The sequence below is a fragment of the Aquincola tertiaricarbonis genome (assembly GCF_023573145.1).
GTDB lineage: Bacteria > Pseudomonadota > Gammaproteobacteria > Burkholderiales > Burkholderiaceae_C > Aquincola > Aquincola tertiaricarbonis_B.
Genome location: NZ_CP097636.1, coordinates 3,642,295 through 3,656,773, shown reverse-complemented (window position 1 = coordinate 3,656,773; position 14,479 = coordinate 3,642,295). Strand labels below are relative to the sequence as shown.

General features: G+C 69.4%; 14 protein-coding genes. 9 read left to right on the top strand and 5 right to left on the bottom strand.

All coding sequences use genetic code 11. The annotated features are described in order from the left end of the window. Positions 1–7: 7 nt before the first annotated feature. Both glpK and MW290_RS31315 read right to left on the bottom strand, forming a co-directional pair. Positions 8–1,507, bottom strand: coding sequence for a glycerol kinase GlpK (gene glpK / locus MW290_RS31320; RefSeq protein WP_250198234.1), 1,500 nt, complete (start codon positions 1,505–1,507; stop codon positions 8–10). Continuing rightward, entirely contained in the window at positions 1,504–2,271 is a 768-nt protein-coding gene (locus tag MW290_RS31315) for a DeoR/GlpR family DNA-binding transcription regulator (RefSeq protein WP_375142982.1), read from the bottom strand. The genes glpK and MW290_RS31315 overlap by 4 nt, the downstream gene beginning before the upstream one ends. A gap of 204 nt (positions 2,272–2,475) precedes the next feature. Between MW290_RS31315 and glpD the strand changes: the two genes are divergently transcribed. The 7 genes from glpD (at position 2,476) to MW290_RS31280 (ending at position 10,240) form a co-directional block, all read left to right on the top strand. Continuing rightward, the gene (glpD, locus tag MW290_RS31310) at positions 2,476–4,143 is read left to right on the top strand and encodes a glycerol-3-phosphate dehydrogenase (RefSeq protein WP_250198233.1); all 1,668 of its coding nucleotides are present in this window, start codon (positions 2,476–2,478) and stop codon (positions 4,141–4,143) included. Between the two features lie 3 nt (positions 4,144–4,146). Further along, positions 4,147–5,226 (top strand): ABC transporter ATP-binding protein, encoded by a 1,080-nt coding sequence (locus MW290_RS31305; RefSeq protein WP_250198232.1) that lies wholly within the window; start codon positions 4,147–4,149, stop codon positions 5,224–5,226. Between the two features lies 1 nt (position 5,227). After that, positions 5,228–6,328, top strand: coding sequence for an ABC transporter ATP-binding protein (locus tag MW290_RS31300; RefSeq protein WP_250198231.1), 1,101 nt, complete (start codon positions 5,228–5,230; stop codon positions 6,326–6,328). Beyond that, positions 6,325–7,215 (top strand): carbohydrate ABC transporter permease, encoded by an 891-nt coding sequence (locus tag MW290_RS31295; protein ID WP_250198230.1) that lies wholly within the window; start codon positions 6,325–6,327, stop codon positions 7,213–7,215. Before MW290_RS31300 ends, MW290_RS31295 begins: the two co-directional genes overlap by 4 nt. Before the next feature lie 90 nt (positions 7,216–7,305). Further along, a complete protein-coding gene (locus MW290_RS31290) occupies positions 7,306–8,106 on the top strand; it encodes a carbohydrate ABC transporter permease (RefSeq protein ID WP_250198229.1) in 801 nt (266 codons plus the stop codon). Next, the gene (locus MW290_RS31285) at positions 8,106–8,414 is read left to right on the top strand and encodes a DUF2160 domain-containing protein (RefSeq protein WP_250198228.1); all 309 of its coding nucleotides are present in this window, start codon (positions 8,106–8,108) and stop codon (positions 8,412–8,414) included. The genes MW290_RS31290 and MW290_RS31285 overlap by 1 nt, the downstream gene beginning before the upstream one ends. 92 nt (positions 8,415–8,506) lie before the next feature. Beyond that, positions 8,507–10,240 carry an ABC transporter substrate-binding protein gene (locus MW290_RS31280; protein WP_250198227.1) on the top strand — a complete coding sequence of 578 codons (1,734 nt, stop codon included), beginning with the start codon at positions 8,507–8,509 and terminating at the stop codon, positions 10,238–10,240. 95 nt (positions 10,241–10,335) lie between these two features. Here the strand turns inward: MW290_RS31280 and MW290_RS31275 are convergent, their stop codons facing one another. Beyond that, positions 10,336–10,521, bottom strand: coding sequence for a CsbD family protein (locus MW290_RS31275; protein ID WP_250198226.1), 186 nt, complete (start codon positions 10,519–10,521; stop codon positions 10,336–10,338). 162 nt (positions 10,522–10,683) lie between these two features. On the opposite strand from MW290_RS31275, the gene MW290_RS31270 reads away from it, so the two are divergent. Further along, positions 10,684–11,523: an AraC family transcriptional regulator gene (locus MW290_RS31270; RefSeq protein ID WP_250198225.1), complete on the top strand. Its 840-nt coding sequence runs from the start codon at positions 10,684–10,686 to the stop codon at positions 11,521–11,523. Positions 11,524–11,590: 67 nt separating this feature from the next. Further along, entirely contained in the window at positions 11,591–12,562 is a 972-nt protein-coding gene (locus tag MW290_RS31265; protein ID WP_250198224.1) for a DMT family transporter, read from the top strand. On the opposite strand, the gene MW290_RS31260 is transcribed toward MW290_RS31265, so the two are convergent. Together MW290_RS31260 and MW290_RS31255 are read right to left on the bottom strand one after the other, a co-directional pair. Further along, complete coding sequence (locus MW290_RS31260) at positions 12,550–13,758, bottom strand: FIST signal transduction protein (RefSeq protein ID WP_250198223.1); 1,209 nt, start codon at positions 13,756–13,758, stop codon at positions 12,550–12,552. The genes MW290_RS31265 and MW290_RS31260 overlap by 13 nt on opposite strands. A gap of 22 nt (positions 13,759–13,780) precedes the next feature. Further along, positions 13,781–14,425, bottom strand: coding sequence for a PhaM family polyhydroxyalkanoate granule multifunctional regulatory protein (locus tag MW290_RS31255; protein WP_250198222.1), 645 nt, complete (start codon positions 14,423–14,425; stop codon positions 13,781–13,783). Between the last annotated feature and the right edge of the window lie 54 nt (positions 14,426–14,479).

The following is a 14,479-nucleotide window of genomic DNA, read 5'->3' as shown; positions in this document are numbered from 1 at the left end:
CTGCCGCCTACTTCGCCGTCGCCTGCCGCACCGCGTGCTCCCAGCCTTCCATCAAGGCCTGGGCGCGGGCGCGCGGCATCGTGGGCAGGAAGCGGCGCTGCACCTGCCATTGCTCGCTCAGCTCGTCCAGGCTGCCGAACACGCCGGTGGCCAGACCGGCCAGATAGGCGGCGCCCAGCGCGGTGGTCTCGATGACCTTGGGGCGCACCACCGGCACGCCCAGCAGGTCGGCCTGGAACTGCATCAGCAGGTCGTTGACGCAGGCGCCGCCGTCCACCCGCAGCTCGCTCACCGGTGCGCCGCCGGCGGCCACCGCGTCGCGGCTCATGGCCTGCAGCAGCGCCGCGCTCTGGAAGGCGATGCTTTCCAGTGCCGCCCGTGCGATGTGGGCCACCGTGGTGCCCCGGGTCACGCCCACGATGGCGCCGCGTGCATCGGCGTCCCAGTAGGGCGCGCCCAGGCCGGTGAAGGCGGGCACAAACACCACGCCGCCGGCATCGGGCACGCTCTCGGCCAGGGCCTGCACCTGGGCGCTGCTCTCGATGGCGCGCAGGCCGTCGCGCAGCCACTGCACCACCGCGCCGCCGATGAACACACCGCCCTCGAAGGCGAACTGGGGCGTGCCGTCCACCTGCGCGGCGGCGGTGGTCAGCAGGCCGTTGGCCGAGGTCTCGAAGCGTGGTCCGGTGGGCATCAGCATGAAGCAGCCGGTGCCGTAGGTGTTCTTGGCCAGCCCGGGGCGAAAGCACGCCTGGCCGAAGAGGGCGCTCTGCTGGTCGCCCGCGATGCCGGCAATCGGCACCTCGCCGCCCAGGAATTCGGCATCGGCCACGCCATACAGGTGGCTGGAGGGGTGCACTTCGGGCAGCACGCTGGCCGGGATCTTCAGCAGCTGCAGCAGCTCTTCGTCCCACTGGTTGCGGCGGATGTCGAACAGCATGGTGCGCGAGGCATTGCTCACGTCGGTGGCATGCACCTGGCCACGGGTGAGCTGCCACAGCAGCCAGCTGTCCACGGTGCCGAAGGCCAGCTCGCCGCGGTCGGCGGCTTCACGCGCGCCGGGCACATGGTCGAACAGCCAGCGCAGCTTGGTGGCCGAGAAATACGCGTCGATCACCAGGCCGGTGCTGCGCTGCACCCGCTCGCCCATGCCGGCATCGCGCAGCTCGGCGCACAGCGGCTCGGCCCGGCGGTCCTGCCAGACGATGGCGTTGTGGATGGGCTCGCCGGTGCGGCGGTTCCACAGCAGCGTGGTCTCTCGCTGGTTGGTGATGCCGATGCCGGCCAGATCCTTCGTGCTCAGCCGCGCGGCGGCCAGGGCCTCGCGCGCGGTGGCCAGCTGCGAGGTCCAGATTTCGGTCGGGTCATGCTCCACCCAGCCGGGCTGCGGGTAGATCTGGCGGAACTCGCGCTGCGCCATCGCGACGACGGTGCCGCGGTGGTCGAACACGATGCTGCGTGAGCTCGACGTGCCCTGGTCGAGCGCCAGCAGGTAGCGGGCGGTCATGGTCTGTCTCCTGCGTCTTCGTGGCCTTCACCCGCCACCACGCACTGCACGCCGGCCTCGGCCAGCAGGTGCGCAAAGGGGGCCGGCGGCGGCTGGTCGGTGAACAGGCGGTCCACCTGTTCCAGCCGGCCCAGCTCCACCATCGCGGGCCGGTTGAACTTGCTGTGGTCGGCGGCCAGCCACACCTCGCGCGAGTGTTCGAGGATGGCACGCGCCACCTTCACCTCGCGGTAGTCGTAGTCGCGCAGCGTGCCGTCGTTCTCGATGGCCGAGATGCCGATCAGCCCCACGTCCACCTTGAACTGGCGGATGAAGTCGACCGTTGCCTCGCCCACGATGCCGCGGTCGCGCCCGCGCACCACGCCGCCGGCCACGATCACTTCGCAGTCGGGGTTGTCGGACAGGATGGCCGCCACGTTCAGGTTGTTGGTGATCACGCGCAGCCCCTTGCGCTGCAGCAGCTCATGCGCAATGGCCTCGGTGGTGGTGCCGATGTTGAGGATGAGCGAACAGCCGTCGGGCAGGGCCTGCGCGGCGGCGCGGGCGATGCGGCGCTTGGCCTCGTCGTTGAGCAACTGGCGCTGGCGGTAGGCGATGTTCTCGGTGGTGGAGCTGGGCACGCGCGCGCCGCCGTGAAAGCGAGCCAGCAGGCCCGCATCGGACAGCAAACGAACATCGCGCCGGGCCGTCTGCAGCGTCACGCCGAAGTGCTCGGCCAGAGTTTCGACGGACACCGAACCGCGCGTCTTCACGAGCGCCAGCATGCCTTCCTGGCGCGGATTGGGATTCAGCGAATGGGCCACGGCTGGGAGGGTAGGCGCAAATGCGGTGGCTGGCTCCGGGCGGTTTGCCTACTTGTCAGCGCGCCACAAAGCCGCTAAAACGAAAAAAGAAGCGCGATAACGAACGCGAAACGAACTTCAAACGAACGTCGGCCCCGGCCGGCGACCTGCCCAGGAGACACGCCCTTGAATCCGCTGCCCTCCAGCGACCAGCCCCTGACCTGCGACGTGCTCGTCGTCGGTGGCGGCATCAATGGCGCCGGCATTGCACGCGACCTGGCGGGCCGCGGTGCCAAGGTGGTGCTGTGCGAGCAGCACGACCTGGCCCAGCACACGTCCTCGTCGTCCACCAAGCTCATCCACGGCGGCCTGCGCTACCTGGAGTACTACGAGTTCTCGCTGGTGCGCAAGGCGCTGGCCGAGCGCGAGGTGCTGATCAAGGCCGCGCCGCACATCATGTGGCCGCTGCGCTTCGTGATGCCGCACGACCCGCGCGCCAACTTCCTGCGGCCGGCCTGGATGATCCGCGCCGGACTCTTCCTCTACGACCACCTGGCCAAGCGCGAGGTGCTGCCCGGCAGCAAGACCGTGGACCTGCGCAGCCACGCGGCCGGCCGGCCGCTGAAGCCGGGCTTCACCAAAGGTTTCGTCTACTCCGACGGCTGGGTGGACGACGCCCGCCTGGTGCTGCTGAACGCGCTGGACGCGCAGGAACACGGCGCCACCGTCTACACCCGCACCAGCTGCACCCAGGCCGAGCGCAGCCCGCAGGGCTGGAGCGCCACGCTGCGCCATGCCGACGGCACGCTGCAGCCGGTGCAGGCGCGGGCGTTGGTCAATGCCGCCGGCCCGTGGACGGCGCAGTTCCTCAAGCAGCAGGCGCGGCTGCAAGGCAGCAAGAGCCTGCGGCTCATCAAGGGCTCGCACATCGTCGTCAAGAAGATGTTCGAGCACGACCATGCCTACATCTTCCAGAACCCCGACAAGCGCATCATCTTCGCCATCCCCTACGAAGACGACTTCACGCTGATCGGCACCACCGACATCGAGCACCACGGCCCCATCGGCACCGCGCGCATCGACCAGTCGGAGATCGACTACCTGTGCGAACAGGCCAGCCGCTACTTCGCCAAGCCGGTGACGGCGGCCGACGTGGTGTGGACCTACAGCGGCGTGCGCCCGCTGCTGGACGATGAATCGAGCGATGCCTCGGCCGTGACGCGCGACTACCTGCTGGACCTGGACACCAGCGCCGCGCCGCTGCTCAGCGTGTGGGGCGGCAAGATCACCACCTTCCGCAAGCTGGCCGAAGAGGCCGCCGACCTGCTGCAGGCGCCGCTGGGCCTGGCGCAGGGCGCCTGGACCGCCGGCGCCATGATGCCGGGCGGCGACATCGCGGCCTGGCCCGATGTGGCGCGCTCGGTATCGGCCCCCGCCGCCGCCCGCCGCCGCGATGCGGTGGCGCCCGTGGCCCGGCCCGATGCCATCCCCCGCTTCGAGGCCGCGCTGGGCCGCAGCCACCCCTGGCTGCCGGCCGCGATGCGCCAACGCTGGGCCCGCAGCTATGGCAGCCGCGTGGCCTTGTTCCTGCCGGCCGAAGCCGGCGGCCTGGCCTCGTTGGGCGCCGAGGTGGCGCCCTACCTGTACGAGGCCGAGCTGCGCTACCTGCACGAGCATGAATGGGCCCGCAGCGCGGATGACGCGCTGTGGCGCCGTACCAAGCTGGGCCTGCACCTGACCGAAGCCCAACGCGCGGCCGTCGCCACCTGGTGGGCCGCGCAATTTCCCGGCGAAACCACCCCCGCCGATCAGACCATGGCCGGCCTCCCGCCGGAAATGGCCACGAAGAAGTAGACGATGGAACTCTCGCTCGAACGCGTCGACAAGCAGGTGGGGCCGGCGCACCACCTGTACCCGATCGACCTGCGGCTGCAGCCCAATGCCGTGACGGTGTTGCTGGGCGCCACCCAGGCCGGCAAGACCTCGCTGATGCGGCTGATGGCGGGGCTGGACACGCCCTCCCATGGCAAGGTGATGGTGGACGGCCGCGATGTCACCGGCGTGCCGGTGCGCGACCGCAACGTGGCCATGGTCTACCAGCAGTTCATCAACTACCCGTCGATGACGGTGGCCGACAACATCGCCTCGCCGCTGAAGCTGCGCGGCGGGCTCGACCGCGCCGCCATCGACCGCCAGGTCCAGGCGCTGGCCGAGCGGCTGCACATCGACCCCTTCCTGCAGCGGCTGCCCGCCGAGCTGTCGGGCGGCCAGCAGCAGCGTGTGGCCATGGCCCGTGCGCTGGCCAAGGGCGCGCCGCTGCTGCTGCTGGACGAGCCACTGGTCAACCTCGACTACAAGCTGCGCGAAGAGCTGCGCGAGGAACTGGTGGCCTTATTCGCCGGCGGTGAATCCACCGTCGTCTATGCCACCACCGAGCCCACCGAAGCGCTGCTGCTGGGCGGCTACACCGCGGTGATGGACGCGGGCGAGCTGCTGCAGTACGGCCCCACCTCGGAGGTGTTCCACCGCCCGCGTTCCATCCGCGTGGCCCGTGCCTTCAGCGACCCGCCGATGAACCTGCTGCCCGCCAGCCACACCGCCGGCGGTGTGCAGCTGGCCGGGGGCCCGCTGCTGCCGCTGGCGCTGGCCGACGATGCCCGCGCCAGCAGCCTGACCGTGGGCGTGCGCGCGCCGGCGTTCCGCGTCACCGGCCGCCCCGGCGACCTGGCGCTGCCCGGCCAGGTGGAGCTGGCCGAGATCAGCGGCTCGGACACCTTCGTGCACGTGGCCACCGCGGTGGGTGAGGTGGTGGCCCAGCTCACCGGCGTGCATGTGCTCGACCTCGGCAGCACCGTCACCCTTTACCTCGACCCCGCGCAGGCCTACGTGTTCGATGCGGCGGGCGATCTGCTGGTGGCCCCGGCCGGACGCAACTGACATGGCACGCATCGACCTCGACCTGGCGCACTCGTACCGCCCCGACCCGCAGCAGGACAGCGACTACGCGCTGCTGCCGCTGAAGATGAGCTTCGTGGATGGCGGCGCCTATGCGCTGCTCGGCCCTTCGGGCTGTGGCAAGACCACCATGCTCAACATCATCTCGGGCCTGGTGCAGCCTTCGCACGGCACCGTGAAGTTCGACGACCGCGACGTCACCCGCGCCTCGCCGCAGGAACGCAACATCGCCCAGGTGTTCCAGTTCCCGGTCATCTACGACACCATGACCGTGGGCGAGAACCTCGCCTTTCCGCTGAAGAACCGCGGCGTGGCACCGGCCCGCATCAAGGAACGGGTGGGCCGCATCGCCGAGATGCTGGAGATGAGCGGCCAGCTCGACATGCGCGCCTCGGGCCTGGCGGCCGACGCCAAGCAGAAGATCTCGCTGGGCCGCGGCCTGGTGCGCGAGGACGTCAGCGCCGTGCTGTTCGACGAGCCGCTGACCGTGATCGACCCGCACCTGAAGTGGCAGCTGCGGCGCAAGCTCAAGCAGATCCACCATGAGCTCAAGCTCACGCTGATCTACGTCACCCACGACCAGGTGGAAGCGCTGACCTTCGCCGACCAGGTGGTGGTGATGACGCGCGGCCGCGCGGTGCAGGTGGGCAGCGCGTCCGACCTGTTCGAGCGGCCCAGGCACACCTTCGTCGGCCACTTCATCGGCTCGCCGGGCATGAACTTCCTGCCCGCGCAATGGGACGGCCGCCAGCTCAGCGTGGCCGGCCATGCGATGCCGGGCGTGCCCCCGCTGGCCTCGCTGAGTTCACTGGCTTCCGCCCCTGCGGGCGGCGACCTCAAGCTGGGCGTGCGGCCCGAGTACGTCGAGCTGGCGACCGAAGGTGACGAAGGCGCGCTGCCGGCCACCGTCACCCGCGTGCAGGACGTGGGCACCTACCTGCTGCTCACCGCCCGCCTGGGCGAGGTGCTGCTCAAGGCCCGCCTGGCCCCCGGCACCCCGGTGCCCGGCGAAGGCGGCACCGTGTGGCTGGCCCTGGTGGGCCCGCACACCTGCTTCTACAAGAACGAGGAACTGGTGGCATGAGCGCGATCAAGCCGGTCAATCAGAAGGCGTGGCTGCTGGTGCTGCCCGTCTTCATCTGCGTGGCCTTCTCGGCCATCCTGCCGCTGATGACGGTGGTGAACTACTCGGTGCAGGACATCATCAGCCCCGAGCGGCGCGTGTTCGTCGGCACCGAATGGTTCGCCAGCGTGATGCGCGACGAGGAGCTGCACGGCGCGCTGCTGCGGCAGATCATCTATTCGCTGTCGGTGCTGGCGGTGGAGATTCCGCTGGGCATCATGCTCGCGCTGGCCATGCCGGCCCAGGGCTGGAAGGCCTCGGCCGTGCTGGTGCTGGTGGCGCTGTCGCTGCTGATTCCCTGGAACGTGGTGGGCACCATCTGGCAGATCTACGGCCGTGCCGACATCGGCCTGCTGGGCCACACGCTGGAGCAGCTGGGCTTCGACTACAGCTACACCGGCAATGCCACCCATGCCTGGCTCACCGTGCTGGTGATGGACGTGTGGCACTGGACACCGCTGGTGGCGCTGCTGTGCTACGCCGGCCTGCGCAGCATCCCCGATGCCTACTACCAGGCCGCCCGCATCGACGGCGCCAGCAAGTTCGCGGTGTTCCGCTACATCCAGCTGCCCAAGATGCGCGGCGTGCTGATGATCGCGGTGCTGCTGCGCTTCATGGACAGCTTCATGATCTACACCGAGCCCTTCGTGCTCACCGGCGGCGGCCCGGGCAATGCCACCACCTTCCTGAGCCAGTACCTGACGCAGAAGGCCGTGGGCCAGTTCGACCTCGGCCCGGCGGCGGCGTTCTCGCTGATCTACTTCTTCATCATCCTGCTGCTGTGCTTCATCCTCTACAACTGGATGCAGCGCGTGGGCACCGCCGACAAGGAGCACACCGGTGACTAACTCCACCAGGCCCGAGCGCCGGGCCGCTCCCAAGCCGGGCCGTATCCCCTCGGGGGATCGGCAGATGTACCCATCTGACGAGGGGCAGTCATGACTCGGAAGCGCACGCTGTTCTTGCTGCTGTACCTCGTCTTCGCCATCCTGCCGATCTACTGGATGACGATGATGTCCTTCAAGACCAACCAGGAGATCCTGTCCAGCTTCAGCCTGTGGCCGCAGGACTTCACTTGGGACAACTACCACCGCATCTTCACCGACGAGAGCTGGTACTCGGGCTACATCAACAGCCTGATCTACGTGGCCATCAACACGGTGATCAGCATCACGGTGGCGCTGCCGGCAGCCTATGCCTTCAGCCGCTTCAGCTTCCTGGGCGACAAGCACGTCTTCTTCTGGCTGCTGACCAACCGCATGACGCCGCCTGCGGTGTTCCTGCTGCCCTTCTTCCAGCTCTACACCACCGTGGGCCTGATGGACACCCACCTGGCCGTGGCGCTGGCGCACCTGGTGTTCAACGTGCCGCTGGCGGTGTGGATCCTGGAAGGCTTCATGAGCGGCATCCCGCGCGAGATCGACGAGACCGCCTACATCGACGGCTACAGCTTCCCGCGCTTCTTCCTCACCATCTTCCTGCCGCTGATCAAGGCGGGCGTGGGCGTGGCGGCGTTCTTCTGCTTCATGTTCAGCTGGGTGGAGCTGCTGCTGGCGCGCACGCTGACCAGCGTGGATGCCAAGCCCATCGTCGCGACGATGACCCGCACCGTGAGTGCCTCCGGCATGGACTGGGCCACGCTGGCCGCGGCCGGGGTGCTCACCATCGTGCCGGGCGCCATCGTGATCTGGTTCGTGCGCCACTACATCGCGAAGGGGTTCGCGATGGGGAGAGTCTGATGTTTGCCTGGATGGTCTGGACGACGCCCGTCGCCGTCTTCTTCACCTGCATCGTGCTGATGCTCATCGGCATGACCGTGTGGGAGCTCAAGAGCCCCACCGTCATGCGCAAGGGCTGGCTGCCCATGGCCACCACGCGCGGCGACCGGCTGTTCATCGGCCTGCTCACCGCCGCCTACATCAACCTGGCCTGGGTAGGCCTGGGTGAGCACCTGGCGCAATGGTTCTCGCTGGAGCAGGAGCCCAGCGTGTGGTTCAGCTTCGTGCTGTCCATGGCCGTGCTGGCATTGATCATGAAAAAGGGCTGAGGCCCGAGTCGAAAGGGAATCCGGCCCGGTGCTTCCCCGGGGCCGTGGTCACCCGAACCGCAGTCGCGGGGAAGCACACCGAGGAGACAAACATGACGTTGCGTTACAGCGCACTCGCCCTGGCCGCGCTGCTGGCCGTGGGTGCCCCCTTTGCCCATGCCGGCGAGGCGGAAGCCAAGAAGTGGATCGACAGCGAATTCCAGCCGTCGACCCTGAACAAGGACCAGCAGATGGCCGAGATGAAGTGGTTCATCGAAGCCGCCAAGAAGCTGCAGGCCAAGGGCGTGAAGGAGATCTCGGTCGTCTCCGAGACCATCACCACCCATGAGTACGAGGCCAAGACCCTGGCCAAGGCCTTCACCGAGATCACCGGTATCACCGTCAAGCACGACCTGATCCAGGAAGGCGACGTGGTCGAGAAGCTGCAGACCTCGATGCAGTCGGGCAAGAGCATCTACGACGGCTGGATCAGCGACTCGGACCTGATCGGCACCCACTACCGCTACGGCAAGGTGCTGAACCTGACCGACTACATGACGGGCGCCGGCAAGGAGTGGACCAACCCCGGCCTGGACCTGAAGGACTTCATCGGCACCAAGTTCACCACCGCGCCCGACGGCAAGCTGTACCAGCTGCCCGACCAGCAGTTCGCCAACCTGTACTGGTTCCGCGCCGACCTGTTCGACCGCAAGGACCTGAAGGACAAGTTCAAGGCCAAATACGGCTACGACCTGGGCGTGCCGCTGAACTGGAGCGCCTACGAGGACATCGCCGAGTTCTTCACCAACGACGTGAAGCAGATCGACGGCAAGCCCATCTACGGCCACATGGACTACGGCAAGAAGGACCCGTCGCTGGGCTGGCGCTTCACCGACGCCTGGCTGTCGATGGCCGGCTCGGCCGACATCGGCAACCCCAACGGCCTGCCGATCGACGAGTGGGGCATCCGCGTGGCCGACGACAAGTGCACGCCGGTGGGCGCCAGCGTGGAGCGGGGCGGTGCCACCAACTCGCCCGCGGCCGTCTATGCGCTCACCAAGTACGTGGACTGGATGAAGAAGTACGCGCCGAAGGAAGCCACCGGCATGACCTTCGGTGAAGCCGGCCCGGTGCCCGCGCAAGGCCAGATCGCGCAGCAGATCTTCTGGTACACGGCCTTCACCGCCGACATGACCAAGCCCGGCCTGCCGGTGGTCAATGCCGACGGCACGCCCAAGTGGCGCATGGCCCCCGGCCCCAACGGCCCGTACTGGAAGCAGGGCATGCAGAACGGCTACCAGGACGTGGGCAGCTGGACCTTCTTCTCGGGCCATGACGCCAACAAGACCGCCGCGGCCTGGCTGTATGCGCAGTTCGTGACCGCCAAGACCACCAGCCTGAAGAAGACGCTGGTCGGCCTGACGCCCATCCGCGAAAGCGACATCCAGAGCAAGGCCATGACCGACATGGCGCCCAAGCTGGGTGGCCTGGTGGAGTTCTACCGCAGCCCCGCCCGCGTGGCCTGGAGCCCCACCGGCACCAACGTGCCGGACTACCCCAAGCTGGCCCAGCTGTGGTGGAAGAACGTGGCCCAGGCCGTGACCGGCGAGAAGACCCCGCAGGCCGCGATGGACAACCTGGCCAAGGAGATGGACGACGTGATGGCGCGGCTGGAACGTGCCGGCATGGCCAAGTGCGCGCCCAAGCTCAACAAGCGCGAAGACCCCAAGAAGTGGCTGAGCGACAAGCAGGCGCCGTGGGCCAAGCTGGCCAACGAGAAGCCGAAGGGCGAAACCATCGCCTATGACAGCCTCTTGAGCGCGTGGAAGGCTGGCAAAGCCCGATAAGCTGCAAGCAGAGCCACAAAGCCAGGCGGGCCCTCAAGGGGCCCGCTGGGTCGGTGGTGGCGCCTCACGTCTCAGGCGCCCGAGGGGTCCGCGCTTCAGCGGCCCTTCACGGCGTCCTTGACGTCTTCCTTGGCGTCGCCGTAGGTCTTCTGCGCCGTGCCCTTGGCCTGGTCGGCCAGACCTTCGGACTGCAGCTTCTCGTTGCCGACGGCCTTGCCGACGGCTTCCTTGATGTGGCCCTTGGCGTCCGTCAGGCGGCCCTTGACTTGATCGTCGTTCATGGTGGTTCCTTCGTAGGCTTTGTGGGGTGGAAGGCTGCGCTGTCGCGCCGCCGCCCGCTGTCTCGTTCAGCGGTGAAGCCACTGTGCCGCGCGCTCACACCCATAACCGTCGGTCCGGGGCGCGGTTGCATGTAGGTCGATGCCGCATGCCATCATCGGCGCATGCAAGCGGTGCCCGAACAGTTCGACCACCCGGCCGACCGCGCCGAGTTCCGCCGCCCCACGCACCGTGCGGGCGTGGAGCTGTACCGCGCCCACATCGTGCGCCACAGCTTCGAGCCGCACACCCACGACGCCTACGGCCTGGGCGCCATCGCCAGCGGGGCCGAGCGCTTCCGCTACCGGGGCAGCGACCACCTGGCCGCCGCCGGCTCGGTGGTGCTGATGAGCCCCGACGAGCTGCACACCGGCCGCGCCGAGACCGAAGCCGGCTGGGGTTACCGCATGCTGTACCTCGATGCCGAACTGCTGCAGGCCGTCACCGGCGACGCGGCCTGGCACTTCGACACCGCGGTGCTGAACGACGCCGCGCTGGCGGCCCAGGTGAGCCAGCGGCTGGGCGCGCTGTGGCAGTCGGCGGATGACCTGGCCTTCGACAGCGGCCTGCTGGAGTTGCTGGCGCTGCTGCGGCCGCGGGTTCGGCCTGCCGCAAGGTCGGTTGGCGTGCGATCGGCCCACGCACAGCCCCGGTTTTCGGCGGTGATCGACTACCTGCAGGCCCACCTGGCCGAGCCGCTGCGGCTGGAGCAGCTGGCGGCGGTGGCGGGGCTCAGCCCCTTCCACTTCCAGCGCAGCTTCAAGGCCGCGCATGGCGCCACGCCGCACCAGATGCTGATGGCGCTGCGCCTGCTGCAGGCCAAGCAGCGGCTGGCGCGGGGCGACAGGCCGGCCGACGTCGCCGCCGCCGTGGGCCTGGCCGACCAGGCGCACCTGACCCGCGCCTTCCTGCAGCGCTACGGGGTCACGCCGGCGCGGTATGCGCGGCAGGTGGGCGGCCGCTGAAGGGCGGGCCGGGCCCAGCGCAATCCGGTACAAGACCGCGGCCGGCCACAGCGCCGACACTGGCGGGATGCTCATCGGTACCTTGTTCGCCCTGGCCGCCGGCCTGATGTGGGGCCTGGTCTTCGTCGCGCCCACGCTGCTGCCCGACTACCCCGCCACCTTGTTGTCCTTCGGCCGCTACCTGGCCTTCGGCGTCATCGCGCTGCCCATGCTGTGGCTGGACCGGCGTCGCATGGCGCAGTTCACCCGCAGCGACTGGATCGAGGCGGCCAAGCTCTCGCTGGTGGGCAACGTGCTGTACTACCTGTGCCTGTCGGCCGCCATCCAGCGGGCCGGCGGGCCGCTGCCCACCATGATCATCGGCACGCTGCCGGTGGTCATCGCCATCTGCTCCAACCTGCGTGATGCCGAGCGCGACGGCCGCTTGCCCTGGCTGCGGCTGGCACCGTCGCTGGGGCTCATCGCGCTGGGTATCGGCTGCGTCAACCAGTCGGAGCTGCAGCAGCTGCGTGCCGACCCCGCCGCCGACCTGGGCCGTTATGCCACCGGCGCGCTGCTGGCCATCGCGGCCGTGGCCTGCTGGACCTGGTACCCGATGCGCAATGCCGACTGGCTGCGCCACCACTCCGACCGCAGCCCGCGCAGCTGGGCCACCGCGCAAGGCATCGCCACGCTGCCGATGGCGGTGCTGGGCTTTGCCGGCGTGTGGATCTGGAACAGCGCGACGGCGCAGCCCTTTGCGATGCCGCTGGGGCCCACGCCGGGGCTGTTCCTGGGCTTGATGCTGGCCATCGGGCTGTTTGCCTCTTGGCTGGGCACGCTGTGCTGGAACGAGGCCAGCCAGCGCCTGCCCACCACGCTGGTGGGCCAGCTCATCGTGTTCGAGACGCTGTCAGCCCTGGCCTATGCCTTCCTGCTGCGCGGCCAGTGGCCAGCCCCGGCCACGCTGCTGGGCATCGTGCTGCTGGTGGCCGGCGTGGCGTGGGCGCTGCGGGTGCGGCCGGAGCCGGTGGAGGCCGTCGAAGCTCACGCAGGTTGAGGTTGCAGAAACACCGTCAGCACCCCCGTGTAGCCGTACAGGTGGTGCCGCGCAATCTCGCCGCCGGCGAAGAAGCCGATCAGCGGCACGTCGCCCAGCGCATGCTGCACGATCTGCATCTCGGCCGAGGGGGAGCCGAAGTGCGGGCCGCCGCGGCCGGCGCAGCTGATGTACAGCGCGCCGGCCACGCGCTGCAGCGGGTCGGCCGGGCCGGCGGTGGCGTCGGCGCCTTCGGTGGCCGGCTCCAGCTCTTCGCGGATCTCGCTGCAGATGCGCACCAGGTCGCGCCGCGCGGCCTGGGCGTCGCGGTGGCAGAAGGCCAGCTGCATGCCGGGCTCCACCAGGTCGGCCACCGCGATGCCGCGGGCGCCGGGGTCCAGGCCCACCAGGTGGCGCACCCGGGTGTCGGTGCCGAACTGGCCGGGCCGCGTCAGCAGGTCGCTGCCGCCATCGGTCAGGCCCACCAGCGTGGCGCGCAGCTTGGGCAGCGCGGCATGCGGGTCGTCCAGCGCGATGCCCAGGTCACGCAGCAGGCAGTCCAGCGCCGGCTCGCCGTCCAGCGCGGTGACCACGTTGCGCTGCGCCGCCGTCACCCTGCGCACCGGCCCCACCGGCTGGCAGCCCTGGGTGACGCGTGACAGCAGCGGCAGCCCCTGCGCAAAGCCCACGCCCGACAGGCCGCCGCGGCACACCGTGTCGGCGATGTGCAGCGCGCCGTGGCGGCCGGCGGCCAGGCCGCCGAACAGGTAGCCCGAGCCGGTGCGGCCGCTGAGCTCGCCGATCAGCTCGGCCAGGTCGGGCGTGCCCGGGTCGGCATGCACCAGGGCGGTGTACGGTTCCTTGCCGCCCAGCGGCCGTGCGCCGGAAAACACCTGGAAGCTCTCGGGCGCCAGCGGCGCCAGCATCAGCGCCAGCGCCGGCTCGTCGATGTATTCCACGCCGCTGGCGGCCACGCCCACGCCCACCGAGCCCACCCAGCGGATACCCGGCCAGCGGGTGTTCAGTTCCGCCAGCAGGGCGTCGACATGGGCGGAGTAGTGGTCGCTGAAGTACACGAAGCCAAGGCTGAAGGCCGGTGCGCCGGCTTTCTGGGCGCGCGCATGCGCGGCCCGCTGCGCGTCGATCTGGGCGGCCGCCAGGGCCAGGGCCATGCGCCAGTCGGGGTGCGTGGCGTGGGCGTGGATGAACGGGATCATGACAACCGCGGGATGTGAACGATCAGCCGGCGCTCGGTCGCTTGCGCGCCGCCTTCTTGGCAGCCGCCTTCCGGGCCGGTGCGGCGGCAGCCGTTGCGCCCGCCTTGGCCGATGCCGACGGCGTGGCGGCCGGCGTGGCCGTGGCCGCCTGCAGGGGCGAGGGCATCTTGGCCAGCTGCGCCACCTGCGCGGCCTGCGCCGAGCCCTCCTTGATGGCCTCGGCCGCCAGTTCGGTGAACTGCTTGGTCAGCGCGCCCCACCACTGCATCGGGTCGACCACGCCGGCCGGCTTCGCGGCAGGCTCGGCCGCCTCCCCCTCGGCGGCGGTGGCCGCCGCTTTGGCGGCAGGCGCGGGCGCCTCGGGCAGCTTGATCTTCATCGCCTCCTGCAGGTCCTGCACCTGCACGTTCATCGTCTTGAGCGTGCTCAGCGTCATGCGCTGCACTTCCAGCGCCTGGATGGTGGCCGCCAGCATGCGGGCGTTCTGCTCCAGCCAGAACTGCACCGTCTTCAGCTCGTCGATGCGCTTGGTCAGCTCGGCCGGGTCCAGCGTGGGCGCCACCCACTGGCCGATGGACGGCATGGCCGAGCCGGCGCCCTTGACGAGGTTCTGAAGGAAATCGAAGCCGGGCACGAGCGAAGAGAAGGGGGAGGCGCTGTCGGCCATGGGAGGTCTCCTGGGCGGTGTTGCTTGAGGTCGTCGGGGGTACGGCTGCGACCC

Coding starts and splice junctions, on each gene's coding strand:
- glpK (WP_250198234.1), bottom strand. CDS start 1,507: ATGACCGCCCGCTACCTGCTGGCGCTCGACCAGGGCACGTCGAGCTCA.
- MW290_RS31315 (WP_375142982.1), bottom strand. CDS start 2,271: ATGCTGGCGCTCGTGAAGACGCGCGGTTCGGTGTCCGTCGAAACTCTG.
- MW290_RS31305 (WP_250198232.1), top strand. CDS start 4,147: ATGGAACTCTCGCTCGAACGCGTCGACAAGCAGGTGGGGCCGGCGCAC.
- MW290_RS31300 (WP_250198231.1), top strand. CDS start 5,228: ATGGCACGCATCGACCTCGACCTGGCGCACTCGTACCGCCCCGACCCG.
- MW290_RS31295 (WP_250198230.1), top strand. CDS start 6,325: ATGAGCGCGATCAAGCCGGTCAATCAGAAGGCGTGGCTGCTGGTGCTG.
- MW290_RS31290 (WP_250198229.1), top strand. CDS start 7,306: ATGACTCGGAAGCGCACGCTGTTCTTGCTGCTGTACCTCGTCTTCGCC.
- MW290_RS31285 (WP_250198228.1), top strand. CDS start 8,106: ATGTTTGCCTGGATGGTCTGGACGACGCCCGTCGCCGTCTTCTTCACC.
- MW290_RS31280 (WP_250198227.1), top strand. CDS start 8,507: ATGACGTTGCGTTACAGCGCACTCGCCCTGGCCGCGCTGCTGGCCGTG.
- MW290_RS31275 (WP_250198226.1), bottom strand. CDS start 10,521: ATGAACGACGATCAAGTCAAGGGCCGCCTGACGGACGCCAAGGGCCAC.
- MW290_RS31270 (WP_250198225.1), top strand. CDS start 10,684: ATGCAAGCGGTGCCCGAACAGTTCGACCACCCGGCCGACCGCGCCGAG.
- MW290_RS31265 (WP_250198224.1), top strand. CDS start 11,591: ATGCTCATCGGTACCTTGTTCGCCCTGGCCGCCGGCCTGATGTGGGGC.
- MW290_RS31260 (WP_250198223.1), bottom strand. CDS start 13,758: ATGATCCCGTTCATCCACGCCCACGCCACGCACCCCGACTGGCGCATG.
- MW290_RS31255 (WP_250198222.1), bottom strand. CDS start 14,425: ATGGCCGACAGCGCCTCCCCCTTCTCTTCGCTCGTGCCCGGCTTCGAT.